At 39.0% G+C, this 25867-nt stretch carries 27 protein-coding genes; 26 read left to right on the top strand and 1 reads right to left on the bottom strand.

The window, feature by feature from the left end; all coding sequences use genetic code 11:
- Nucleotides 1–5 precede the first annotated feature (5 nt).
- Nucleotides 6–1058, top strand: a complete 1053-nt coding sequence (fni, locus tag ACFX4N_RS16200) for a type 2 isopentenyl-diphosphate Delta-isomerase (RefSeq protein WP_013059026.1) — start codon at nucleotides 6–8, stop codon at nucleotides 1056–1058.
- Between the two features lie 176 nt (nucleotides 1059–1234).
- Nucleotides 1235–2449, top strand: a complete 1215-nt coding sequence (locus ACFX4N_RS16195; protein ID WP_053487717.1) for an MFS transporter — start codon at nucleotides 1235–1237, stop codon at nucleotides 2447–2449.
- 30 nt (nucleotides 2450–2479) lie between these two features.
- On the opposite strand, the gene ACFX4N_RS16190 is transcribed toward ACFX4N_RS16195, so the two are convergent.
- Nucleotides 2480–2617, bottom strand: a complete 138-nt coding sequence (locus ACFX4N_RS16190; protein WP_013059024.1) for a YpzI family protein — start codon at nucleotides 2615–2617, stop codon at nucleotides 2480–2482.
- 120 nt (nucleotides 2618–2737) lie between these two features.
- Here ACFX4N_RS16190 and ACFX4N_RS16185 point away from each other — a divergent pair, with 120 nt between their 5' ends.
- The 24 genes from ACFX4N_RS16185 (at nucleotide 2738) to ACFX4N_RS16070 (ending at nucleotide 25850) form a co-directional block, all read left to right on the top strand.
- Nucleotides 2738–3343: a YphA family membrane protein gene (locus tag ACFX4N_RS16185; protein WP_057273984.1), complete on the top strand. Its 606-nt coding sequence runs from the start codon at nucleotides 2738–2740 to the stop codon at nucleotides 3341–3343.
- 297 nt (nucleotides 3344–3640) lie between these two features.
- A complete protein-coding gene (gene der / locus ACFX4N_RS16180) occupies nucleotides 3641–4951 on the top strand; it encodes a ribosome biogenesis GTPase Der (RefSeq protein ID WP_013059022.1) in 1311 nt (436 codons plus the stop codon).
- Nucleotides 4952–4968: 17 nt separating this feature from the next.
- Nucleotides 4969–6000 (top strand): NAD(P)H-dependent glycerol-3-phosphate dehydrogenase, encoded by a 1032-nt coding sequence (locus ACFX4N_RS16175; protein ID WP_013059021.1) that lies wholly within the window; start codon nucleotides 4969–4971, stop codon nucleotides 5998–6000.
- Between the two features lie 315 nt (nucleotides 6001–6315).
- Nucleotides 6316–6519, top strand: coding sequence for a DUF2768 domain-containing protein (locus tag ACFX4N_RS16170; RefSeq protein WP_013059020.1), 204 nt, complete (start codon nucleotides 6316–6318; stop codon nucleotides 6517–6519).
- 24 nt (nucleotides 6520–6543) lie between these two features.
- On the top strand, nucleotides 6544–7266 hold the full coding sequence (locus ACFX4N_RS16165) for a hypothetical protein (RefSeq protein WP_057273983.1): 723 nt from the start codon (nucleotides 6544–6546) through the stop codon (nucleotides 7264–7266).
- 229 nt (nucleotides 7267–7495) lie between these two features.
- Nucleotides 7496–8974, top strand: a complete 1479-nt coding sequence (gene spoIVA / locus ACFX4N_RS16160; RefSeq protein WP_013059017.1) for a stage IV sporulation protein A — start codon at nucleotides 7496–7498, stop codon at nucleotides 8972–8974.
- Between the two features lie 373 nt (nucleotides 8975–9347).
- Nucleotides 9348–9620 (top strand): HU family DNA-binding protein, encoded by a 273-nt coding sequence (locus ACFX4N_RS16155; RefSeq protein WP_013059016.1) that lies wholly within the window; start codon nucleotides 9348–9350, stop codon nucleotides 9618–9620.
- 148 nt (nucleotides 9621–9768) lie between these two features.
- On the top strand, nucleotides 9769–10335 hold the full coding sequence (gene folE, locus ACFX4N_RS16150; protein ID WP_013059015.1) for a GTP cyclohydrolase I FolE: 567 nt from the start codon (nucleotides 9769–9771) through the stop codon (nucleotides 10333–10335).
- Nucleotides 10336–10360: 25 nt separating this feature from the next.
- Nucleotides 10361–10591: a trp RNA-binding attenuation protein MtrB gene (gene mtrB, locus ACFX4N_RS16145; RefSeq protein ID WP_013059014.1), complete on the top strand. Its 231-nt coding sequence runs from the start codon at nucleotides 10361–10363 to the stop codon at nucleotides 10589–10591.
- Between the two features lie 281 nt (nucleotides 10592–10872).
- Nucleotides 10873–11664 (top strand): heptaprenyl diphosphate synthase component 1, encoded by a 792-nt coding sequence (locus tag ACFX4N_RS16140; protein ID WP_223268968.1) that lies wholly within the window; start codon nucleotides 10873–10875, stop codon nucleotides 11662–11664.
- A 4-nt stretch (nucleotides 11665–11668) separates the two neighbouring features.
- Complete coding sequence (locus ACFX4N_RS16135; protein ID WP_013059012.1) at nucleotides 11669–12373, top strand: demethylmenaquinone methyltransferase; 705 nt, start codon at nucleotides 11669–11671, stop codon at nucleotides 12371–12373.
- Between the two features lie 81 nt (nucleotides 12374–12454).
- Nucleotides 12455–13420 (top strand): heptaprenyl diphosphate synthase component II, encoded by a 966-nt coding sequence (gene hepT / locus ACFX4N_RS16130; RefSeq protein ID WP_013084891.1) that lies wholly within the window; start codon nucleotides 12455–12457, stop codon nucleotides 13418–13420.
- A 115-nt stretch (nucleotides 13421–13535) separates the two neighbouring features.
- Entirely contained in the window at nucleotides 13536–13985 is a 450-nt protein-coding gene (gene ndk, locus ACFX4N_RS16125; protein ID WP_013059010.1) for a nucleoside-diphosphate kinase, read from the top strand.
- Between the two features lie 210 nt (nucleotides 13986–14195).
- Nucleotides 14196–14978 (top strand): CheR family methyltransferase, encoded by a 783-nt coding sequence (locus ACFX4N_RS16120; protein WP_029320432.1) that lies wholly within the window; start codon nucleotides 14196–14198, stop codon nucleotides 14976–14978.
- A 134-nt stretch (nucleotides 14979–15112) separates the two neighbouring features.
- Entirely contained in the window at nucleotides 15113–16285 is a 1173-nt protein-coding gene (gene aroC / locus ACFX4N_RS16115; RefSeq protein WP_192100008.1) for a chorismate synthase, read from the top strand.
- Nucleotides 16285–17367: a 3-dehydroquinate synthase gene (gene aroB / locus ACFX4N_RS16110; RefSeq protein WP_013059007.1), complete on the top strand. Its 1083-nt coding sequence runs from the start codon at nucleotides 16285–16287 to the stop codon at nucleotides 17365–17367. The genes aroC and aroB overlap by 1 nt, the downstream gene beginning before the upstream one ends.
- A gap of 283 nt (nucleotides 17368–17650) precedes the next feature.
- Nucleotides 17651–19165 (top strand): anthranilate synthase component I, encoded by a 1515-nt coding sequence (trpE, locus tag ACFX4N_RS16105; protein ID WP_057233632.1) that lies wholly within the window; start codon nucleotides 17651–17653, stop codon nucleotides 19163–19165.
- Entirely contained in the window at nucleotides 19158–20183 is a 1026-nt protein-coding gene (gene trpD, locus ACFX4N_RS16100; RefSeq protein ID WP_057273982.1) for an anthranilate phosphoribosyltransferase, read from the top strand. Before trpE ends, trpD begins: the two co-directional genes overlap by 8 nt.
- Entirely contained in the window at nucleotides 20173–20940 is a 768-nt protein-coding gene (gene trpC / locus ACFX4N_RS16095; protein WP_377261783.1) for an indole-3-glycerol phosphate synthase TrpC, read from the top strand. Before trpD ends, trpC begins: the two co-directional genes overlap by 11 nt.
- On the top strand, nucleotides 20930–21556 hold the full coding sequence (locus ACFX4N_RS16090; RefSeq protein ID WP_057273980.1) for a phosphoribosylanthranilate isomerase: 627 nt from the start codon (nucleotides 20930–20932) through the stop codon (nucleotides 21554–21556). The genes trpC and ACFX4N_RS16090 overlap by 11 nt, the downstream gene beginning before the upstream one ends.
- A complete protein-coding gene (trpB, locus tag ACFX4N_RS16085; protein WP_013059002.1) occupies nucleotides 21553–22767 on the top strand; it encodes a tryptophan synthase subunit beta in 1215 nt (404 codons plus the stop codon). The genes ACFX4N_RS16090 and trpB overlap by 4 nt, the downstream gene beginning before the upstream one ends.
- The gene (gene trpA / locus ACFX4N_RS16080; protein ID WP_013059001.1) at nucleotides 22754–23569 is read left to right on the top strand and encodes a tryptophan synthase subunit alpha; all 816 of its coding nucleotides are present in this window, start codon (nucleotides 22754–22756) and stop codon (nucleotides 23567–23569) included. The genes trpB and trpA overlap by 14 nt, the downstream gene beginning before the upstream one ends.
- A 4-nt stretch (nucleotides 23570–23573) precedes the next feature.
- The gene (hisC, locus tag ACFX4N_RS16075) at nucleotides 23574–24677 is read left to right on the top strand and encodes a histidinol-phosphate transaminase (RefSeq protein ID WP_013059000.1); all 1104 of its coding nucleotides are present in this window, start codon (nucleotides 23574–23576) and stop codon (nucleotides 24675–24677) included.
- A gap of 72 nt (nucleotides 24678–24749) precedes the next feature.
- A complete protein-coding gene (locus tag ACFX4N_RS16070; protein ID WP_013058999.1) occupies nucleotides 24750–25850 on the top strand; it encodes a prephenate dehydrogenase in 1101 nt (366 codons plus the stop codon).
- Nucleotides 25851–25867: the final 17 nt, after the last annotated feature.

Genomic DNA, 25867 nt, shown 5'->3' with positions numbered 1-25867 from the left:
GATTTGTGAGCAGAGCAAAACGTAAAATTGATCACATTCATCATGCGATTCAAACGGGACAGCATCGGCTGCACGGGCTAGATGATATTCGCTTCGTTCATAATAGCTTACCAAATACAGGCGTGCAAGATGTTCATATTGATACAAAAATTGGCGAACTTTTGTTAAGTTCGCCAATTTTTATAAATGCTATGACGGGTGGAGGCGGACAAGAAACGGAACGGATTAACCGTTCGTTTGCTCAAATTGCTCATCATGGTCAATTAGCAATGGCCGTTGGATCGCAGATGGCTGCGATTAAAGATGAAAAGGAAGAACAATCATACAGAGTAGTGCGTCAAGAAAACCCTAACGGAATTATTTTTGCCAACCTAGGCAGTGAAGCTACAGTTGAACAAGCTAAAAAAGCGGTTGATATGCTTGAAGCAAATGGACTTCAAATTCATTTAAATGTTATACAAGAACTGGTCATGCCAGAGGGAGATCGTGATTTTACCGATGCATTACGTCGTATTGAACGCATTGTCCGAGAAGTAACCGTTCCTGTAATTGTCAAAGAAGTAGGTTTTGGGATGAGCGCTCAAGCAGTGCAAAAACTTAAAGATGTTGGTGTTGAAATCGTTGATATTGGTGGGTACGGCGGTACCAATTTTTCGAAAATCGAAAATGAAAGACGAGCAAAACATTTTCACTTCTTTAATGATTGGGGAATTTCCACAGCAGCTTCTTTAGCGGAAGTATCTCAGCACGTAGAAGGTATGTCCATTATTGGTTCAGGAGGTATTCAAACCTCTATGGATATTGCTAAGTCTATTGCGTTAGGAGCTTCTGCAACGGGAATGGCAGGATATTTTTTATCCATTTTAATGAAGTCTGGTTTAGAAGCAGTTGTAGAAGAGATAGCCGAGCTGCATGAGGAGTTAACGTTCATCATGGCTGCGTTAGGAGCAACTTCTATTGCTAAGCTTCAGCAAATGCCTCTAGTTATTACAGGGGATACCCATAGCTGGCTGACTCAGCGAAATGTATCTATAGAAACATTTAATAACAGATCATAAAAAAGCATGCAGTTGACTGCGTGCTTTTTTATTTCTTTAGAAGATGAATGATCGCGTTTTCATTTTGAAAAACAAAAAATGTTGGCAGAAGAAGTGACAAAAAGCATGAAATCCCAAACGTTAGCCCCTTATAATAAGTTAAATGAACAGAAAAATCAGAAAAAAGAGGTGGCGTAATGAAAAAGGGACATCCTATATTTACAATTTTTCTTTTCTTTTTAGGCTGGGTTTTCATGTATGCAGATCGTAATATTTTATCTCCGGTTATGGGAGATATCGGTGCGCAGTGGGATCTTAATAAAGCTGAACTTGGACTAATGTCTACCGTGTTTTTTGCAGCGTATGCAGCTATGCAAATTCCAACGGGTTTTTTGGCAGATCGATTTGGTCGCGTTAAGATCTTAGTAGCTGGATACATCTTGTTTGGAGTTGCCACATTTTTCACAGGACTTACAACTACTTTCGGTATGTTCTTACTCATGCGGGCGCTGACAGGGCTTGGAGAAGGAACGTATTATGGTTCACAATACGGAATTTCTTCAAGCATCACGTCCGAACGATACCGAGGTTTAGTGTCTGCGCTCATTAATAGTGGAATGGCTTTTGGTATATCACTTGGTTTTATCGGTTCTACATACATTACATATACGTTAGAAAAAGACTGGCAGTTTACTTTTTACTTATTTGCTATTCCGACTATAGTAATAGCTATTTTAATAGCTTTCTTTGTAAAAGATAAGCAAAGGGATCAAGAAAAAAATGCGCCAAATAAAGAAACAAAGCAGTCGCTAAAAGTATTATTTACAAGAAATCATATTTTCGTATACATTTTAATCTTCTGCTCTCTTTACGGATTTTTTGGGATGCTGACGTGGCTTCCGTATTATTTACAGCACTCGCGAGGCTTAGAAGGGTCTCAAACAGGCATCATAGCATCTTTAGTACCTTGGGCGTCTATTCCAGGAGCAATCTTCTTTGGGTATATATCTGATCGAATTGCAAATAAAAAAGCATTAATTGTGAGTTTGTCAGTAGCGGGCGCTTTATGTCAATTTTTTATTCCCTATACAGAGAGTTATTCTTGGCTATTAATCGGCTTAATTGTGTACGGTCTGATAGGTAAATTAGCATTAGATCCGATTTTGATTTCGTATATGGCGGATATTACTCCATCGTCCATGTACTCTAAAGTGTACGGTTTTTTCAACTTCAGCGGCATGCTGTCATCCATCTTTGCACCTTACATTACCGGATATTTTGCAGATAAACTTGGAAGTATGGAATTCGGATTTTATTTGTCAGGAGCACTATTGTTAGTGGGAGGAGTTCTCTTTTTGTTTACAGGAAAGAAAGAACGTTCCTATCCTGTTTCACATCCAGTTTTAAAATAAAAAATGCGCTGACTAAGTCAGCGCATTTTTTTATTTGTGCTCATTTAACTCGCGCGCTTCTTCAGGACTTTGCAAGCTAGTTGCTCCCGGATAGTGAAGTCCTTGATCACGGTCAGATTCAACTCGTTTTGATTCTTTTAATTTTTTCTCTTGACGATCTTTTCCCATTTTAGTTTCCCTCCTTTTTTCTGATAGGTTGTCCAAAATAAAGGGTTCTATTCTAAAACTCCGATTAAGTTTTACCAAATTGATACATACTGATGACAGGTAGAGGAGGTGCCATATTCAGTGGACGGAATTTTCTTTTATTGGCTTTCGTGGATGGGATGGATTGTTGCGACTTTTCTTATGCCCAAAACACCTAGGCGTTGGAAGGTAGCAGCCATTATATTAATCAGTATACTCCTAAGCGGAATGAACATGCATATGGTTCAGTTTTCATGTAGCTACACCGCTTTGTTTTTAGTGGGAGTAGCGTGTGTTTATGCTTCAGGCTACAGCAGGTTTCAGCAGTTATATTATGTTATTGTATGCGGCATTATAATAATTGCCTATGCTGGTTTTTGTTTACTTGAGCTCTATGATCCTGTATGGATTTTTATTGATCGTAAGTGGATTTTGACTGGACTTATCTTATATATTTGCTTTATGGTGATTAAAGATGCTGAAAAAAGATTCGCAGCGATCATTTTAGGTGTAGTTGGAGGAGATTTTTTATACGCAGTTGTTATTCGAGATATTGCATCTTATGAAGTAGGGTCTCTTCGGACACTCGACGTTTTAGCAACAGCAGTAGGAACTATGTTTATTTGGGAGATGCTGGTTTATTTTTCTGCTTATTTAGATTTGTACGTGCTGAAGTCTCACAGGCAAAAGCAAAGTACTTACAAATAGAAGAAGAGATTTCGTAAAATTATATTGTTGTTAACGGTGATTTTTGATAAAATTGTTTGATTGAAAGAGTAATGCTTATTCAGCGGATAGGCAGTTAATCAGCTTGGTGTAAAATAGAGCTGATAAAAAGCCTGCTTTATCGCTTATGATCGATTAGTAGAGGTCATGCCACGCTGCATGGCCTCAATTTTTGAAAAAAGAATGATCTTATTTATTTGTACATGTAGATAAATACCTTTAGTCGATTAAAGACTGGTTGCCGATACATAAAAAAGATCAAGGAAAGGGAAGAATCGTATGCCAAAACCAATTATTGCGATTGTTGGTCGTCCCAACGTAGGAAAATCAACAATTTTCAACCGAATTGTAGGAGAGCGAGTATCTATTGTAGAAGATATTCCGGGTGTAACTCGTGATCGTATCTATAGTTCAGGTGAGTGGCTGAATGTGGACTTTAACATTATTGATACTGGCGGTATTGATATTGGAGATGAGCCATTTTTAGAACAGATCAAACAGCAGGCAGAAATTGCAATTGATGAAGCGGACGTAATCATTTTTCTAGTGAATGGACGCGATGGAATTACTGCAGCTGATGAAGAAGTGGCGAAAATTTTATACAAATCCAAAAAGCCTGTGGTCCTAGCTGTTAATAAAGTAGATAATCCTGAAATGAGAGAATTAATCTATGATTTCTACGCACTAGGATATGGAGAACCGTTCCCAATCTCAGGAACGCATGGTTTAGGTTTAGGTGACCTGCTAGACGAGGCAGCTAAGCACTTTCCAAAAGAAAAAGACGAAGACTACGGAGAAGACGTCATTAAATTTTCATTGATTGGTCGTCCTAACGTAGGGAAATCTTCATTAGTTAATGCTCTTCTAGGTGAAGACCGTGTTATTGTCAGTGATCTTGCCGGCACGACACGCGATGCCATTGATACAAAGTTTACAAAAGAAGATCAAGAATATGTTGTTATTGATACAGCTGGAATGAGAAAGCGTGGAAAAGTGTACGAGAGTACTGAAAAATACAGCGTACTGCGCGCATTAAAGGCAATTGAACGCTCAGATGTTGTCTTAGTTGTATTAAATGCTGAAGAGGGTATTATTGAACAAGATAAGAAAATTGCCGGCTATGCACAAGAAGCTGGAAAAGCTGTTGTCATCGTTGTGAACAAATGGGATACAGTAGAAAAAGATGAAAAAACAATGAAAAAATTTGAAGAAAATATACGTGAGCATTTTCAGTTCTTAACATATGCTCCAATTGTATTCCTTTCAGCTAAAACGAAAAAACGTACGCATACGCTATTGCCAATGATTGATCTTGCAAGCGAAAGCCATGCGGTACGTGTAGAAACAAGCATCTTAAATGATGTGATTATGGATGCAGTAGCAATGAACCCTACGCCTACTCACAACGGCAACCGCTTAAAGATCTATTACACAACTCAAGTAGCAATCAAGCCGCCAACTTTTGTTGTGTTTGTAAATGATCCTGAGCTAATGCATTTTTCATATAAACGTTTCTTAGAAAATAAGCTTCGTGAAGCTTTTGGATTCGAAGGAACTCCAATTAAAATTATTGCAAGACCAAGAAAATAACAGAGGATGTGATCGGCGTGGAAAGAATAGCTGTACTAGGAGCAGGAAGCTGGGGAACTGCATTAGCTTTCGTATTGGCGGAAAATGGACACGATGTTCGCATTTGGGGACATAGACAACAAGTCATTGATCAAATCAACGAGACGCATCAGAATGAAAAATATTTGCCTGGTGTAGAGCTTCCTCATCAGATTAAAGGTTTTACGTCATTAGAAAAGGCAATAGAGGGTGTTGAAACCCTTATTTTAGCTGTTCCAACGAAGGCCATTCGTGAAGTGTTGCAGCAGCTAAAATCCCTTACCGATGAACTGTTTACAATTGTTCACGTGAGTAAAGGGATTGAACCGGATTCTCTTTTACGTATATCTCAAATGATTCAACAAGAAATTGATACAAAAGACATCGTTGTCTTATCAGGTCCGAGTCATGCTGAAGAGGTAAGTAGAAGGCAACCGACAACCGTGACGTCAGCTTCAACAAATATACAAGCAGCAGAAAAAGTACAGGATTTATTTAATAATCAACAGTACTTCCGTGTTTATACAAATCCTGATGTGATTGGTGTGGAAATTGGGGGAGCGTTAAAAAATATTATTGCTCTTGCTGCTGGTATCACGGATGGACTTGGATATGGTGACAATGCGAAGGCCGCTCTTATGACTCGTGGCTTAGCTGAAATCGCTCGTTTAGGTACTGTGCTTGGCGCCAATCCTCTGACGTTCTCAGGTTTAACCGGGATTGGGGACTTGATTGTAACGTGTACAAGCGTTCATTCTCGAAATTGGCGCGCTGGTAATCTTCTTGGGAAAGGCAAAAATTTAGACGAAGTATTAGAAAATATGGGAATGGTTGTAGAAGGTGTACGCACGACGAAAGCAGCTTACCAGCTATCTCAAAAATATGACGTAAAAATGCCGATTGCTGATGCTTTATATAATGTACTGTTTAATGATGTGAAGGCAAAGGATGCAGTAGACGCGCTTATGTCTCGTACTAAAACACATGAAATGGAAGATTTAGCGAATGTTTTAGGAGAAAAATTAAATTAAGTGCAAAGAAATATGAAAAAATAGGCAATTGGCGATACCCAAAATCATTTACTTGCATAAAATAACGTGTAAATAAAGATGAGTAGAACTGTTAGTATGGGAATATTTAGTTACGATCGAAGCGAAGAGCCCCCTTCGCTTCGATTTTTTTTATGTGAAAAAGCAGGAATTTGTCAATTTAATAGGAAAGTAATTACTATAGAGCATGAATCACTGGAAGGTAAATAAATAGTGAATTTAGAAAGTTCTATCAATATCCATCTTAACTATAAGTCCTTATGTTATAATAACGGTGAAAAAAGGAGTGGATGCAATTTGTCGCCAGGTTTGTTAAAGATGTGGATTTCATTGGGTTCCATTGTATTTATGTTTATTTCGGTATTTTCTATTTACTTTAGTCGTTATAAAATTACTAACCGCATTGGTAAAATTGTACTCGCTTTCATTGCCTATTCGCTTATGATTGTAGCAGGTCTTATTATGGTAATTGTTGTATTCAGCGGGCCGACAGATGCTTAATGTACATATGGTAGGGTGAGAAAAATGAAAAAATTCATGCTAACGTCTATTGTTGGGTTAACCATTTTTATATTATCCGGTTGTTTGTACCCGGCGGAAAGAATGTCTCAAAATCAAGTTCCTTATAAAGATCAAGTTGCTTCCGTGCAAACGGCGGTTGATCAATTTAAACAAGAAAGCGGAGGCTTATTGCCGATAAAAACGAAAGATATGGACACTCCGATTTATCAAAAATATCCGATTGACTTTACGAAAATTGTTCCTAGATACATGCAAGACGCACCTGGGAATTCGTATGAAAGCGGAGGGATATTTGCGTACGTGCTTGTGGATGCAGAAACAAAGCCGACGGTTAAATTATTAGACTTACGGATGGCGGATACGATTCAAGATGTTAACGTACATTTGAATATATACCGTCAAAATCATAAAGGGTACGTACCGTTTAAAGACGTCATCGCTCCCGGCGTATTCTCTATTAATTATAAAAAATTGAATATGAAAGAGCCTCCTGTCGTTACTAGCCCATATACAGGGAATAGTCTTTCTTTAATTGTTAATGGACAGGGAGATGTATTTGTAGATTATCGCCCTGATTTGTATGATGCCATTCAAAAGCATAAAAGCTCCTACAAACCTGGTGAAGATATACGAAAGCTCCTTGTGGAAAACAGTGATTTTGTACCTGCTTACTCTCTTCCTTATACAGTCAACGATAAGAATGAACCAACATTTTTTAAAAAATAAGTCATGAACCCCTTCTCCTTGAATAATATTCAGAGAGAAGGGGTTTTCTCTTTCTTGTACACCAATAATGATAATCAGAATGACTAAGTCAGCATGTGCATGAAAAAAATCATAAATTTTTCTATCAAAAGTCATATTTTAATAGGACAACGTCATAACTATATAGTGTCCTAATTTACTCTCGCAATGGATGTCATATTCCATGAACTCATAGATCGGAGGGGATCTTTTGGAAAAGGTGGATGTATTTAAAGATATCGCTGAACGTACAGGAGGCGATATATATTTAGGTGTGGTGGGAGCAGTTCGAACAGGAAAATCTACATTTATTAAAAAATTTATGGAGCTGGTGGTCCTGCCTCACATCGAGAACGAGGCAGAAAGAGCTCGCACACAAGATGAACTACCACAAAGTGCAGCTGGAAAAACGATTATGACAACTGAGCCGAAATTCGTACCGAATCAAGCAGTTAATGTTTTGGTAGATGACGGGCTAGAAGTTAACATACGGTTAGTAGATTGTGTAGGATATACGGTGCCTGGCGCTAAAGGGTACGAAGATGAAAACGGACCTCGAATGATCAATACACCTTGGTATGAAGAACCAATTCCATTTCACGAAGCGGCTGAAATTGGAACGAGAAAGGTAATTCAAGAACACTCAACGATTGGTGTCGTCATTACAACAGATGGCTCAATTGGAGATATACCTCGTCAAGATTACGTGGAAGCAGAAGAGCGCGTCATTAATGAGCTAAAAGAAGTAGGCAAACCATTTATCATGGTTATTAATACCGTACAGCCATATCATCCTGATACAGAAAAGCTTCGTGCAAAGCTTAATGAAAAATATGATATTCCAGTATTAGCGATGAGTGTGGAAAGCATGCGCGATACTGATGTGATGAACGTATTAAGAGAAGCACTCTACGAGTTCCCTGTATTAGAAGTCAACGTTAATCTACCAAGCTGGGTAATGGTTTTAAAAGATAAACATTGGCTGCGTGAAAGCTATCAAGAAGCCGTTAAAGAAACGGTAAAAGATATTAAGAGGCTGAGAGACGTTGAACGGGTAGTAGAGCAATTTAGCCAGTTTGAGTTTATCGATCAGGCTCGATTAGCCGGAATTGAGATGGGGCAGGGAATTGCCGAAATTGACTTATATGCTCCAGATGACTTATACGATCAGATTTTGAAAGAAATCGTGGGAGTAGAAATTCGCGGAAGAGATCATTTGCTGCAGTTAATGCAAGATTTTGTGCATGCAAAAACCGAGTATGATCAAGTCTCTGATGCCCTTCGTATGGTTAAACAAACGGGTTATGGTGTAGCTGCACCTTCGCTTTCGGATATGAGCCTTGATGAACCTGAAATTATTCGCCAAGGATCGCGTTTTGGGGTTCGTTTAAAAGCAGTGGCACCTTCTATACACATGATTAAAGTGGATGTAGAATCAGAATTTGCGCCGATTATCGGAACGGAGAAGCAAAGCGAAGAATTAGTTCGTTATTTGATGCAAGACTTTGAAGATGATCCGCTTTCAATTTGGAATTCAGATATATTTGGCCGCTCTCTAAGTTCAATCGTAAGAGAAGGGATTCAAGGAAAGCTGTCGCTGATGCCTGAAAATGCGCGATATAAGTTAAAAGAAACGCTAGAACGGATTATTAACGAAGGATCTGGAGGTTTAATCGCGATTATTTTATAAGAATGTAACGTTAGGCTCCTGATAAAGGAGCCTCTTCTTTTTGGATAGAACATACAAAACTTTACATATATTGTGATAGATCGCGTGGTTATCCTATTCCTGCGTTATTTTCTGCTTGCTATGCCTTGTTCAATATGTTAATCTTTTAACAGAAATCGATCGATCATACTGTTTTCATTACATACATACGGCAGATGAATGAAAAACATTGAATTATTTAGTTCAATCGTTTATGATTAGGCTTGTCGATACATAGGTTATGTATAATATCCATTTGTTTTGTTAAAGAATGAGATATAACGAATTACTAGATTCCTTTTCTAACAAGGTTTTTAGTTATTATATGATCCGATTTTGGGAGGAGGTGAATGGCATGAACAAGACAGAATTAATTAATGCTGTTGCAGAAGCAAGTGAGCTTTCAAAAAAGGATGCTACAAAAGCAGTTGATGCTGTTTTCGATACAATTTTAGAAGCTTTAAAAGCTGAGGACAAAGTTCAACTTATCGGTTTTGGTAACTTCGAAGTACGTGAACGTGCTGCTCGTAAAGGACGCAATCCACAAACTGGCGAAGAAATCGAAATTCCTGCTAGCAAAGTTCCTGCATTCAAACCAGGTAAAGCTCTTAAAGATGCTGTAAAATAATATCTACATAAAATGGCTTTATTCATAGCCGTTGATGAAGAGCTTTGAAAGGTCGCACATTTGCGACCTTTCTTTTTTGCCTTTGGTATATACATATGCTAGAATTTTTTTCATAAAGTCGTAATGCAACGAATTGGAGGGCAACAACATGTCATCTGTAAATAAACCACAGATCGAACAAGCCGTGAGACTAATTTTAGAAGCAATTGGCGAAGATCCAAACCGTGAAGGATTATTAGATACCCCAAAGCGAGTAGCTAAAATGTATGAGGAAGTCTTTTCCGGGTTGAATGAAGATCCAAAAGAGCATTTTAAAACAGTTTTTGGAGAAGACCATGAAGAGCTAGTGCTTGTAAAAGATATTCCTTTTTACTCTATGTGTGAACATCACTTAGTGCCTTTTTATGGAAAAGCTCATGTTGCGTATATTCCAAAAGGCGGACGAGTGACCGGTTTAAGTAAGCTGGCAAGAGCGGTAGAAGCTGTTGCGAAACGTCCTCAGCTTCAGGAGAGAATTACATCTACAGTGGCGGATTCTATTGTAGAAACATTAGAGCCGCACGGGGTAATGGTAGTAGTGGAAGCAGAGCACATGTGTATGACCATGCGAGGCATTAAAAAGCCTGGAGCTATGACAATCACTTCTGCTGTACGTGGAGTGTTAGAACACGATGCAAGTTCTAGAGCTGAAGTTTTATCACTGATTAAATCATAATGTGGATGATGAAGGAGAAGAGAATATGACACAAAAAGGAACGCCGGAGTATATTGTCATTAAAGCGGTCGAAGATGGAGTTAACGTAATTGGATTAACGCGAGGAGCAGATACGCGATTTCATCATTCAGAAAAACTAGATAAAGGCGAAGTAATGATTGCGCAGTTTACTGAGCATACATCCGCAATTAAAATTCGTGGCAAAGCTGTCATTCAGACTGTTCACGGAGAAATTGAATCCGATACGAAAAAATAAGCAGGGATTTTCCTGCTTTTATTTATATTTAAAATAAATGAATAAGAACAGGAAAAACATGGTGAAACTAAAAGCAATATCTTAAATTACTGTCTGAGAAATCCAGATGGTATGTAGATGAACGGTGTTCAAGCGGATGAGCAGCTAAATGATTTAAACCGTGAAAAAGCTTCAAAAGAATTTAAAGGATATTTTATAATGTAATTATGTTATAATTGACACTATCGATTTGGAGTTAAAAGAACTTTAAACAAATAGTGATGGAAAGGGAGACAAGGATGATGAGCGTAAAAACCATCTATGATATTGTGGCCAACATGAAAGAACAGCTTCATGTTGAATTAAGTCATCCATATGTAAAAAAATATATTCATCATCCGCGTATTGATGAAAATAGATTACTGTACATGTGTTCGTTCTTAGATACTCTTTCAATGGAAGAAGAAAAAAAGAACAGCTCTGTGCTATCTGTGATGCTCGTTCAAACCGCACTTGATACCCACGATCTAGTCTCCACTCAAAATGTTAGCGGAAATGAAGGAAAGCTGCATGAGCGGCAGCTGGTAGTTTTGGCCGGAGATTATTACAGCGGCCTGTACTATTACTATTTAGCTCAAAGCAACCAGCTGAATTTAATGAAAGTTATAGCATCTGCTATTAAAGAAATTAATATCGCTAAGATACACATTTATAACAATCGCTCTACTAATCCACACGACGTTATGAATAGTTTTTTAGCAGCAGAATCATCGTTTGTAAGATGCTTATGTGACTATTTTGAACGTGAAGAGTGGAAAGAACTTTTAAAACATGCAGCGTATTTGAACGGGATATTAAAGCAATTAAAGTCATTACAGCATAAAGAGCCTACTCTCTTGCTAAACTATTGCAAACAAATTGGCATGAATCAAGAGCAAATAAAAGAACACCTTTATTCGTATACTCAACAGTCTGTAAACATTGTTAGAGGATACTTACGAAGTGAATTTGTGATGAATGAGTTTTTAAGAGAGCACTTAGATGAACTTACATCTAGCTTAGAAGTGCTGAAAAATGTCGTAGGAGAAGGATAGAGATATGCAGCAATCAAAAGAACAGCGTGTCCATGGCGTATTTGAAAAAATATACAAAAATTATGATCAAATGAATTCTGTTATTAGTTTTCAGCGTCATAAGGCATGGCGCAAAGATACGATGAAGCGAATGAATGTTCAAAAAGGAACAAAAGCTTTAGATGTTTGTTGCGGAACTGCGGATTGGACGCTAGCTATGGCTGAAGCAGTTGGAGAAACAGGAGAGGCAGTTGGCCTGGATTTTAGTCAAAATATGCTAAAGATTGGTGAAGAGAAAGTAAAAAACTCACCTTTTTCAAATATTACCTTACTACATGGCAATGCAATGGAACTTCCTTTTGAAGATAATTCATTTGACTATGTAACGATTGGATTCGGACTGCGCAACGTGCCCGATTACCTTCAAGTTTTAAAGGAAATGCAGCGCGTCGTGAAACCTGGCGGAAAAGTGGTTTGCCTTGAAACGTCTCAGCCCACGATGATCGGCTACCGACAAATGTACTTGCTTTACTTTAAGTATATTATGCCTGCGCTTGGAAAGATGGTCGCTAAAAGCTATGATGAATATTCATGGCTTCAAGAGTCAGCAAGGGACTTTCCAGGTCAAAAGCAATTGGCTGATATGTTCCGTGAAGCCGGTTTGACAGATGTTGAAGTGAAATCTTACACAGGTGGAGTAGCAGCGATGCATCTAGGGTACAAACGATAAAAGAGAAAAAGCTTGTCCTACAGGTGCAACAGCCTGTAGGATAAGGAGTAAAGAATGAATATATAATGCAAGGTGAGTCCAATGAAACTAAAAATGATGTACGCTTTTTTGAATACGGATATTACCCTTATTGAGAAAGAACTTGAACAAACTGTTCATACCGATGAAACACTTATCACAGATGCTTCTCTTCACCTTTTACAAGCAGGGGGGAAACGAATTCGCCCTGTATTTGTTTTGTTGGCAGCTAAATTTGGGCATTACAACATCGACCAAATCAAACACGTGGCAGTAGCGCTTGAGCTGATTCATATGGCGTCTCTTGTTCATGATGATGTTATTGATGACGCTGATAAGCGACGCGGAAAACCAACAATTAAGGCAAAATGGGACAATCGTATTGCTATGTATACAGGGGATTACATCTTTGCTCGTGCGCTTGAAGTTATGAGCGAGGTTAAAGATGTGGAAGCACATAAAATTTTATCTAATACGATGGTGGAATTAACGCTCGGTGAAATTGAACAGATTAAGGACAAATACAACCTAAACCAAAACTTACGCGTGTATCTGCGTAGAATTAAACGTAAAACGGCACTGCTAATTGCTGCAAGCTGTCAGTTAGGCGCAATTGCAGCGGGAGCTCCTGAAGATATACATAAACGTTTATTTTGGTTTGGATATTACGTGGGAATGTCATTTCAAATTACCGATGACATTTTAGATTTTATCTCATCAGAAGAACAGCTTGGGAAACCAGTTGGCAGCGACTTACTGCAAGGAAATATTACGCTGCCAGTTTTGTATGCCATTGAAAATGCTGAGTTTCGAGATAAAGTAGAACAGCTTTTCGAGAGGGAATATGAGCAAGAGCTGATCAATGAAATTATTTCTGATATTAAATCTTCTAACGCCATTGAACGTTCATTTGAGATGAGCGATCGTTATCTGCAAAAAGCGATGAGCATTTTAGAAGAACTGCCGCCAAACAAGGCGAAAAAAACGCTGCATCAAATTGCGAAGTACATTGGAAAACGGAAATTTTGATTTATTTACTTTCATAAGTTGTAAACTGCTCGAAACAATGTTAATATCTTCATGAGGTGTGATTGCGCTTTCAAAACTTGTTTACATATCATGAACTTCAGGGGTGGAGAGTAAAATGATACAAAAAACGTTTTTAATGGTCAAACCAGACGGGGTACAAAGAAGCATTATTGGTGAGGTTATTTCTCGCTTTGAGAAAAAAGGTTTTCAATTAGTCGGAGCTAAGCTTATGCATATTTCGCAGGAATTAGCTGAAACACACTACGGTGAACATAAAGAGAAACCTTTCTTCGGTGAGTTAGTGAAATTTATCACATCAGGTCCAGTTTTTGCTATGGTATGGGAAGGTGAAAACGTGATTTCAGTATCACGTCAAATGGTGGGGAAAACTAACCCTCAAGAAGCGCTTCCTGGAACTATTCGAGGTGACTATGGACTGATTGTCGATAAGAATATTATTCACGGCTCAGATTCACCAGAAAGTGCGGAGCGTGAAATCAGCTTATTCTTTGAAAGTGAAGAGCTGACTTTCTATAAAAAAGACGCAGACGCTTGGATTTACTAATTTAGATAGCGCAAGGAGACGAATGAATTTTCATTCGTCTTTTTTATTGTGTTTATACATAGGTCCTAAGCTATTGATTGCGAATATCTCTCTACATAAACATTTTCACAATGTATTCCGATATATTAGTAAGAAGATAAGCGTATATAAAGGTTTTATTTCTTTATACGTCTAACATCAACGTATAGAAATGAGAAAGGAGAGTCAAAAATGATAGATGAATACGACGCGTTTGTGGAGAAAATAAAAATAAAAACAGGCATTGATTTATCACTATATAAGCAGTCTCAAATGAAACGCCGCCTTACCTCCCTATATGAAAAAAAAGGTTTTTCTAGTTTTTTTGAATATTATCGAGCAATGAACAGTAACAACGAACTGCTTGAGGAGTTTTTAGATCGGATGACGATTAACGTGTCAGAGTTTTATCGCAACTATCAGCGGTGGGATATATTGGAGCAAAAAATTTTACCGACTCTTGTAAAAGGAAAAACAGACCTGAAAGTGTGGAGCGCTGCCTGTTCAACAGGGGAAGAGCCATATACACTAGCGATGGTTTTATCGACATTTTTTCCTCTTTCGCGTATTTCTATATTGGCGACCGATTTGGATGAAAAAGTGATAGAAAAAGCAAAAATAGGCTTTTATGATGAACGTTCACTTCAGGAAATGCCTGTTTCGATGAAAAATAAGTACTTTCAACAAAGAGGAACCGGGTACTTATTAGATGAAAAAATCAAAAAAACAGTTGTTTTTCAAAAACATAACTTACTGTCAGACTCTTTTCCAAAAAACGTTGACTTGATTGTTTGTCGCAATGTGCTTATTTATTTTACAGATGAAGCTAAGCATGCTTTATATGAAAAATTCAGCAGAGCTTTAGCACCTGGCGGCATCTTATTTGTAGGTAGCACAGAACAGGTTTTTACTCCGCAAAAGTATGGATTTGAAACGGCTGATACGTTTTTTTACAGAAAAGTAAAGATCATTTAATCGAGATAACCTGAAGCGGTTTCTTAAAAGCTAGGGTGAAACTTTTTGTACATTCTTATGTTATAGTATGGTATAGTCATATTTAAAAATGGAAAAATTCTGACGAATAATACATATTAAGCGGAGGTACGATTATGCGATATTTAACAGCAGGAGAATCACATGGTCCACAGTTGACTACTATTTTAGAGGGTGTTCCGGCAGGGCTTCCTTTAACAGCCGAAGACATCAATACAGATTTAGCGCGAAGACAAAAAGGTCATGGTCGCGGAAGACGTATGCAAATTGAAAAAGATCAAGCGGAAATTTTAAGTGGTGTCCGCCACGGCTATACGCTAGGATCTCCTATTACGTTAGCGGTAGAAAATAACGACTGGAAACACTGGACAAAAATTATGGGCATCGAGCCAATTTCTGAAGAAGAATCAGAAGAAGTAAAGCGTAAAATCTCAAGACCAAGACCAGGGCATGCCGATTTAAACGGCGCTATTAAATATGGTCATCGCGATATGAGAAATGTATTAGAACGTTCTTCAGCTCGCGAAACAACTGTAAGGGTAGCAGCAGGTGCTGTCGCTCGTCAAATCCTTGCTCAGTTCGGGATTTCTGTAGCTGGACATGTATTAGAAATTGGCGGCGTACAGGCAAATCCGCCTCAATACAAAAGCTTAGAGGAACTTCAAGAAGTCACTGAAGCTTCTCCAGTAAGATGTTTTGACTCAGCTGTTGAGAAAGACATGATGCAAGCAATCGATGATGCTAAGAAAAATGGCGATTCTATCGGAGGCGTAGTAGAAGTTATTATTGAAGGCGTGCCAGTAGGAGTAGGCAGCTATGTTCATTACGATCGTAAATTAGATGCGAAGATTGCTGCAGCTGTTATGAGCATTAATGCATTTAAAGGCGTTGAGTTTGGGATTGGATTTGAAGCGGCTCGCAGACCAGGAAGCGAAGTTCATGACGAAATTCTATGGGATGAAAAGAATGGGTATACCCGTAAAACAAACAACTTAGGCGGCTTTGAAGGCGGCATGACAACAGGTATGCCAATTGTAGTACGCGGTGTAATGAAGCCTATTCCAACGCTTTACAAGCCGTTAAAAAGTGTTGATATTGAAACAAAAGAAGCCTTCGAGGCAAGCATTGAACGTTCAGACAGCTGCGCTGTGCCGGCTGCAAGCGTTGTAGCAGAAGCTGTTGTAGCTTGGGAATTGGCTGATGCGCTAATCGAACAGTTTGGACAAGACCGAATTGATTTAATTGCTGAAAATATTGAGAAAATGCGTGCACATGCGAGGGAGTTTTAATGTTGCAAATTGATATTCAAACTTTATCCAAAACATATCCTCTTTATTTAGGCAATGGATTAATTGAAAAGCTGCCTTCTATTATCGAGAGTGTAAAATCTAATCTGTCGTCCGTGTTAATCATCACCGATTCAGCTGTAGATTCATATTATGGAGAAGCGGTTGTAAAAGCGATTGAGACAAAGTTTAAAGTGGCTAAATACGTAGTGCCAAGCGGTGAACATGCAAAGTCATTTCAACATTACTACGATTGTCAGACATTTGCGCTCGAACAGCAGCTTGACCGCAATGCACTCGTTATTGCTTTTGGCGGAGGGGTAGTAGGCGATTTAGCTGGATTTGTAGCCGCTACTTATATGAGAGGAATTTCTTTTATTCAAGTGCCAACGACGCTTCTTGCTCACGATAGTGCTGTAGGCGGTAAAGTAGCCATTAATCATGAGCTTGGAAAAAATATGATTGGTGCTTTTTATCAGCCTGAAGCGGTTGTTTATGATATTGATCTTCTTAAAACGCTTCCCGAAAGAGAATGGCGTTCCGGTTTTGCAGAAGTGATTAAACACGCTTTTATTCACGATGAAGCATTTTATGAATGGCTTCAGCAAAATATACAATCGCTGACTGATTTACAAGATGAAAAATTAATTTATGCTATTCAAAACGGTATTTTAGTCAAAGCATCTGTTGTAAAAGAAGATGAGACAGAAGCTGGCGTTCGCGCTCATCTGAACTTTGGACATACGCTAGGACATGCGATCGAAGCAGAGTGCGGCTATGGACAAATCAGCCACGGAGAAGGCGTAGCGATTGGTATGCTGTTTGCTATGAAAGTCAGCAATGTTCTTGAGAAAAGTCAGTTCTCTGTGGACGACATTGCGAAATGGTTTGAAAAATTTGGCTACAAGACGTCTGTCCCAAACCATCTTTCAGCTGAAAAACTGCTCGTAAGAATGAAAGCGGACAAGAAGTCTAAATCAAGCAATGTTCACATGGTACTGCTTGAAGGCATAGGCAAACCTTTTGTTCAACAAGTAGAAGATGAAGTGATTCTTAAACTGCTGAATGAAGAGCTTAAAGCTTAGTTTCGTCTAAAGCCAAGTAGATAGTAGTTGACAAATGAATTTGAAACGTACTACAATTGGTAACAAGTTAGTTTAGAGATTTTAGTTATGAGAAAACAATAGACAGTTTAGTTGAGATTAGGGTAGACGAGAATGAGACAGTTGAGCAGAGTTTAGTTGAGTGAATTTTACCATTCGTATACCCAAAGACCCATTTTTGATGTGTCTTTGGGTTTATTTATTATATCCTCTTTTATATAACCTCATCTATTCTCATTCTCCATGAAATGGAGGATTGAAAGATATGACGAACACGTATACTTCTTTTTTAGAAGACTCTACAGAGTATTTAACCATTCCAATTATCAAAAAAATATTTATCGATAGCATGACACCTGTTGATCTTTTTCAACAAGTAAAAGATGAAGCCGTATATTTGCTTGAAAGTAATGATGAATCATCACCATGGTCCAATTATTCTTTTATTGGCTTAAATCCATTTTTGTATGTTGAGGAAGAAAACGGAACCTATCTAGCAAAAAACAAGCAGCTTCAGCCTATGCTGCAAGGAGACAGCTTTAAAGAGGTGTTTTGTAAAATTCAGCAAGAGCTGAAAGTGAAAGTACCAGACCTTGCACTTCCTTTTAAAGGAGGAGCAGTAGGGTTTATCAGCTACGACGCAGTATCGCAAATTGAAAAAGTAAACGTACATGCCCAAAATGATTTGAACATGCCTACTTTTCACTTTATCTATTGTCAAACGATGCTTGCTTACAATCATCAAACAAAAGAGCTTATGGTGATTCACTACATTCAGCTTAATGAGCAAGACAAAGAGCAGCAGAAAAAAGAAAAATACGGTGAAGCTTTAGCAGAGATCAATAGATATGTTGAAAGAATAGCGCAGACGGTGAAAGAAAAGCCAATGATGTTTGAAAGCGAGCAGCGCGAAGTTAGCTTTGAAGGCGTGACATCGTCATACCAAAAAGATAAATTTGTGCAAGATGTGGAAAAAATTAAGGAATACATTAAAAGCGGAGATGTTTTTCAAGCCGTATTGTCGCAGAGATTTCAAATTGATACGACCGTAGCTGGATTTGATATTTACAGAGTATTGCGATTAGTTAATCCGTCTCCTTATTTATTTTACGTGAAAGTAAAAGGCGTGGAGTTAATTGGAAGTTCTCCTGAGCGGTTGATTCAAATTGAAAACGGCCATTTAGAAATTCATCCGATTGCAGGAACGAGAAGACGTGGCAGAGATGCAGAAGAAGATGCGCGCTTATACGAAGACTTAATTAACGATGAAAAAGAGCGGGCAGAACACTATATGCTCGTGGACTTAGCAAGAAATGACATCGGCCGAGTTGCACAGTATGGAAGTGTCCAAACACCAGTATTAATGCAGCAGGTTAACTTTTCGCACGTCATGCACTTGATTTCTAAAGTGACAGGGCGCCTTGACGAAAAAGTACATCCCATTGATGCGCTGCTTTCTGCATTTCCAGCAGGTACCGTATCTGGCGCTCCAAAAGTGCGAGCGATGCAAATCTTAAATGAAATTGAACCAGTTGCGCGAAATGTATATGCAGGAACCGTAGCATATCTCGGATTTGATGGAAACATTGATTCGTGCATTGCGATTCGGACCATTCTTTTGAAAGACCAGACCGCTTATATCCAGGCCGGAGCAGGAGTGGTTGCTGACTCAAAACCGGAGCTTGAGTGGAAAGAAACCCGCAATAAAGCTAGCGCTTTAATCAAAACAATTCAATTAGCCCAAGACATCTACGATAAAAAGGAGGATGTATATGTTTAAAGAATTGTTAAAAAAGTGTTTGCGCGGTGAGTCACTTTCAGCGGAAGAAGCAGAAAAAATTATGAATGATATTATGAACGGCAAAGTCCCGGCAGCTCAAATTGCTAGCGTGCTAACCATCTTAACGTACCGAGGAGAAACCGTCGATGAAATTGTTGGTTTTGTCCGAGGTATGAAAAATAATATGAATGCTATTTCTCTAGAAGAATTAAACGTAGTAGATACATGCGGTACGGGAGGAGACGGGGCCTCTACGTTTAATATCTCGACGGCTAGTGCGATTGTGGCATCTGCTGCGGGAGTAAAGGTTGCGAAACACGGAAATCGCGCCGTATCTTCTAAAAGCGGAAGTGCAGACGTGTTAGAACATCTGGATATATGGATTCAAGGAAATGAAAAAGAAGTGAAAAATGCGGTGGCTGACCTCAACATGTCCTTTTTATTTGCGCCTCTTTATCACCCTGCTATGAAACACGTTGCTGCTACTCGAAAGGAATTAGGGTTTAGAACCGTTTTTAATGCATTAGGTCCATTAGCAAACCCTACTAACTGCACAAAGCAAGTAATTGGCGTTTATTCCATTGAGCTTGCACGAAAATTAGCAGAAGCGCTTGTTGTACTGGGAGCTAACCACGTCCTTCTGGTTGCGGGCAGGGACGGTTTAGATGAAATTAGTGCCACGGATGTAACGGATGTTGTAGAAGTACAGGGCAATGTCATTACAGAATATACGCTTGCACCAGAGGATGTACACTTACAGAGAGGGAAGCTTGAAGACTTAGTGGTAGAAGATGCGAAATCGAGTGCCGAGCTTATTGAATCGCTATTTTTAAATAAAAGTAATGTAACTGCTAAAAACGCAGTCGTATTAAACTCTGCTGCAGCTATTTACGTTAGCGGAAACGTTTCTACTTTTGAAGAAGGAGTAGCTATAGCTTTAGAAACAATTGAATCAGGTGCTGCATACACGCAATTACAACGATTGAAATCGAAAAAGGTGGTTGAACATGCTCAATAAAATTATTGAAACAAAAAAAGAAGAAATTCAAAACCTACAGTTACCCGAACAGCAAAATGTTGCAAAACGATCATTTTTAGACGCTTTATCAAATCCGAATCGAGAGCTGGCTCTTATTGCAGAAGTGAAAAAAGCCTCGCCTTCTAAAGGATTAATAAAAGAGAATTTTCAGCCTGTGGAAATTGCTAAAGCCTACGAGAAAGGGAAAGCAGATGCTTTGTCTGTGTTAACAGATCAGCACTATTTTCAAGGACATCGAACGTTTTTAAGTGACATTAAACAGCATTTCTCTATCCCTGTGCTTCGCAAGGATTTCATCATTGATTCCATTCAAGTGGAAGAAAGTGCAAGAATCGGTGCTGATGCTATTTTACTCATTGGAGAAGCACTTGAACCATTAAAATTGCAAGAGCTTTATCTTCAAGCTGCTGAAAAAGAGTTAGATTGTTTAGTAGAAGTGCATTCTCTAGAAACGCTTGAAAAGCTGCTAGCTGTATTTACCCCGAAGATTATTGGAATTAATAATCGAAATCTTCACACGTTTGAAACCAGCTTGCAGCAGACAAAAGAAATCGCCAAGCATGTTCCGAAAGATCAGCTGTTAGTGAGTGAAAGCGGAATTTACTTATACGATGATGTTTCCTACGTAAAAGAAGCGGGAGCAAAAGCTATTTTAGTAGGGGAGTCGCTTATGAGGCAGGATAATCAAACCAAAGCGATTGAAAAGCTGTTTGGGGAAAGTGAATATGCTCATTAAGTACTGTGGTATTCGATCAAAACAAGATATAGCTTTAATCGAAAAGTCGGCTGCTACTCACATTGGCTTTATTTTCTATCCCAGAAGTAAACGATATGTAAAGCCTGAACGAGTAAATGAGTTTGTAACGGATGAAATAAAAAAACAAGTCTCGCTAGTAGGGGTATTTGTTAATACACCGGTAGATCAAATACTTGAAATTGTCTCCGTAACAAATTTAGATGTAATTCAGTGCCACGGGCAAGAAACAGCTGCGGACGTACGTCAGTTAAAGCAGCGTGGATATGAAGTGTGGAAAGCGCTCCCTCACAATAAAGAAACGCTGCAGCAAATGCATGTATATGAAGAGGCTGACGGGTATGTAATTGATAGCAAGGTTAAAGAACAATTTGGAGGAACAGGCGTCGCTTTTGATTGGAGCTTCGTTCCTCAGTATGAATCAGCTGCCCAAAGGTTAGGTAAAAAATGCTTTATTGCTGGAGGAATCAATGCTTGTAACATTGAGAACTTGTTACCCTACCAGCCTGGGGCGATTGATATTTCTGGCGGTATTGAAACAAATGGAACGAAGGACTATACAAAAATTATAGAGATTGAAAGGAAGATCATACTATGACATACAATCATCCTGATGAATTTGGCCGCTTTGGTGAATTTGGCGGAAAATACGTACCTGAAACATTAATGAAACCACTTGAAGAAGTAGAAGCAGCTTTGAATCAAGCAATGAAAGATCCGGCATTTAAAGATGAGTATCTATCCTTACTTGTTAACTACTCTGGGCGACCAACAGCTTTAACATATGCTGATAATATTACCGAAACGCTCGGCGGGGCAAAAATTTATTTAAAGCGTGAAGACTTAAATCATACGGGTGCTCACAAAATCAATAATGCCATTGGACAGATTTTACTTGCTAAACGGATGGGAAAAACAAAAATTATTGCTGAAACAGGAGCGGGTCAGCACGGGGTAGCCACAGCTACAGTAGCTGCAAAGTTCGGAATGGAATGTAAAGTATTCATGGGAGAAGAAGATATTGAACGTCAGGCGTTGAACGTTTTTCGCATGAAGCTTCTAGGAGCGGAAGTCATTCCCGCAACTTCTGGAACAAAAACGCTAAAAGATGCAACAAATGAAGCAATTCGCTACTGGGTTCAACATTGTGAAGATCATTTTTACTTAATTGGTTCGGCCATTGGACCGCACCCTTATCCTAAAATGGTTCGAGATTTCCAAAAAATTATTGGAGAAGAAGCAAAAGAACAGTTTACAGCGGTAGAAGGCAAACTTCCGAATGCTGTCGTGGCATGCGTCGGAGGCGGCAGTAATGCAATCGGAATGTTTTATGATTTTATTAAAGAAGAAAATGTACGCTTGATCGGCGTAGAAGCAGGAGGGAAAGGACTAAATACAGCCCTTCATGCTGCTAAAATGGCTAAAGGCACAAAAGGTGTTATTCACGGAACGCTCACGTATTTACTTCAAGATGAAAATGGTCAGATTACAGAGCCTTATTCTATTTCAGCAGGTTTGGATTATCCAGGTATCGGTCCAGAGCATTCTCACCTTTCATCTATTGGAAGAGTGGAATACGAAAGTGTAACGGATGATGAGTCAATCGAAGCTCTTCAGCTGCTGGCGAAAACAGAGGGAATCATCCCGGCTATTGAGTCCGCCCATGCGCTGGCAAAAGCATTTGAACTGGCTAAAAGCATGACGAAAGAAGAAACAATTTTAATTTGCTTGTCAGGTCGAGGAGATAAGGACGTTCATACATTAGTAAACTTGCTAGAAGGGAAGGAAGAAGAACATGAATACGTTTGAAGCGAGACTACCTAAACATGAAACATTGTTTATTCCATTTATTACAGCAGGAGATCCTCATGAAGATGCAACGGTGGATATTGCTTTGTCTTTGCAAAAGCAAGGTGCTTCTATTTTAGAGCTGGGCGTACCATATTCCGACCCTTTAGCAGATGGTCCAATTATTCAAGAGGCGTCCAAAAGAGCTTTATCTGGCGGTATGTCTATTTCAAAAGCCATTAAGCTTGTATCGGTGATGAGAAAAAAAGGTGTGAAAATACCGGTAATTCTCTTTACCTATTTTAATCCTGTGTTACAATTAGGTTTAGAATCCTTTTTCGCGTTAATGCGAGAAAATGAAATAGATGGAGTGCTAATTCCGGATTTACCGTACGAAGAGAGTGGCCGTATCCGGGAGCTTGCCGCTGAAAATGAAGTTGCGTACATTTCGATGGTTGCTCCTACATCTAAAGAGCGTATTCAAAAAATCGCTGCAGATGCAACGGGCTTCTTATACTGCGTGTCGTCTTTAGGCGTTACTGGGGTTCGCTCTACGTTGCCAGCTGATATTGGCACCTTTTTAGAAGATGTGAAAGCAGCAGCTTCTATACCGGTTGCCGTGGGTTTTGGGATTTCAACAAGTGAACAAGTAGAGGTGTTAAAAGAACATAGCGACGGCATTGTAATTGGAAGTGCAATTGTTAATAAAATTGGCCAGCTTGAACAAGTTCTTTTAAATAAGGATACACGCCGAGACGGATTAAATCAAATTGAGGAGTATGTTGCATCCATCGTTTCGCCTATACAAAAATGCGAGGTGTAACACGTTGAAGGTAAAAGAACAATTACTAACTTTATCTCCATATAAACCAGGTAAGCCAATTGAAGAAGTAAAGCGTGAATTTAATTTAGATCGCGTCGTAAAATTAGCGTCTAATGAAAATCCTTACGGCAGTTCTGCTTTAGTAAAAGAGGCGATTGCTGCAGAAATCGAAAATATGGCGCTTTATCCAGACGGCTATGCAGCTGAACTGCGTGCAGCAGTAGCAAAGCACGTAGGCGTAGAGCAAGATCAGCTGATTTTTGGAAATGGGTCTGATGAAGTCATTCAAATTATTTGCCGAGCTTTGCTATCGGCTGATACAAATACTGTCATGCCGACGCCGTCATTTCCTCAATATAAGCACAATGCCGTAATTGAAGGTGCAGAAATTCGTGAAGTACCGCTGCGCGGCGGAGATCATGATTTAGATGCTATGCTTCGTGCGATTGATGAAAATACGACAATTGTGTGGGTATGCAGTCCTAATAACCCAACGGGAACGTATGTGAAGGGCGATGAGTTAATTTCTTTTATGAAACAAGTTCCTAAGCATACATTAATCGTTATGGATGAAGCCTATTTTGAGTATGCAGCAGATCAAGCCGACTATCCGAATACGGTAGAGTTTTTGAATGAATACGAAAACTTAATTGTACTTCGCACATTTTCAAAAGCATACGGCTTAGCTTCTTTGCGTATTGGTTACGGTATTGCAAACGAATCATTGCTACAAAAAATTGAGCCGGCTCGTGAACCTTTTAATACAAGCCGCATGGCTCAAAAAGCAGCAATCGTTGCTCTTGAAGACCAAGCGTTCATTGAAGAGTGTAAAAAGAAAAATGAAGAAGGTTTGCAGCAATACTATGCTTTCTGTGATAAGAATGGCTTAAACTATTATCCGTCTTTCACTAATTTTGTTCTAATTGATTTTGGTCGTCAAGGCGATGAAGTGTTTCAATTTTTATTGCAACGCGGATTTATTGTTCGTTCAGGGAATGCATTAGGCTTCCCAACTTCCGTTCGTATTACAGTGGGAACAAAAGAACAAAATGAACAAATCATTGAATTGCTTCAGCAGTTTGTTAACCAAGCAGCAGCGAAAGCTTAATACCTAATATAGTAAAAGATGAGAGTGTGATTTCACACTCTCATCTTCATATGTACAATGAGGTGAAGGAAAGTGAAAGAAAATGTTTTTGTTATAGGTTTGGGGTTAATTGGAGGATCGCTGGCACTTAATATAAAAAAGACGCACCATCATCTTGATGTAATAGGTTTTGACATTAATCAAGAGCAGCTGGAGCTTGCCAAAACCCTAGGTGTAATTGACCAAGCGGCTTCTTCTTTACAACAAGGCGCGGAGCAAGCGGATTATATTGTTATTGCCATTCCGGTCACTCAAGCAGCTGAAGTGCTAAAACAGTTAGAACATTTTACGCTCAAACAGTCTGTTATCGTCACAGACGTAGGGAGTACAAAAGAAGAGGTAGTGAAGACAGCGGAAGCTCTTATCGCTAAAGGCATTGAGTTTATCGGCGGTCACCCAATGGCTGGGTCTCATAAAAGCGGAGTAGCTGCTTCTAAAGCTCATTTATTTGAAAATGCAATGTATGTATTGACACCTTCATCTTCTACTTCTTCGGAGGCTTTAGACAGTTTAAAGGAATTGCTAAGTGGTACAAAAGCTAAAATTATTGTGATGTCACCAAAAGAACATGATAAATTAGCGGGTGTCATCAGCCATTTTCCTCATATTATTGCTGCAAGCCTTGTTCATCAAGCAGAATATTACCAACAAGACAACCAGCTAGTTTCGCAGCTTGCAGCTGGAGGGTTTCGTGATATTACACGTATTGCTTCAAGCAGTCCAGCGATGTGGAGAGATATTTTGCTTCATAACCAGGATGCGCTTCTTTCAATGTTTGACCACTGGCTTGAAGAAATGAATGACGTGCGAAATATGATCGAACGAAAAGACGCGAACGATATCTATACATATTTTTCACAAGCAAAACAATTTAGAGATCAGCTTCCTGTACGAACCAAAGGAGCGATTCCATCCTTTTATGATCTCTATGTGGATGTTCCTGACTATCCGGGGATTATTTCAGAAGTAACGGGTTATTTAGCAGAAGATGAAATCAGTATTACAAACATTCGAATTTTAGAAACACGAGAAGACATATACGGAGTATTACGTTTGAGCTTTCAAACAGAGGAAGATAGAAAGCGGGCAAGAGCGTGTCTCCATCAGCATCAATATCAGACGTTTATTTCTTAATGTACGAAAGGTGTGAA

The sequence above is a fragment of the Priestia sp. YIM B13551 genome (assembly GCF_042787905.1).
In the GTDB taxonomy this organism is placed as follows: domain Bacteria; phylum Bacillota; class Bacilli; order Bacillales; family Bacillaceae_H; genus Priestia.
Note: the sequence above shows the minus strand (reverse complement) of the source record. Positions and strands in the feature narration are given on the sequence as shown.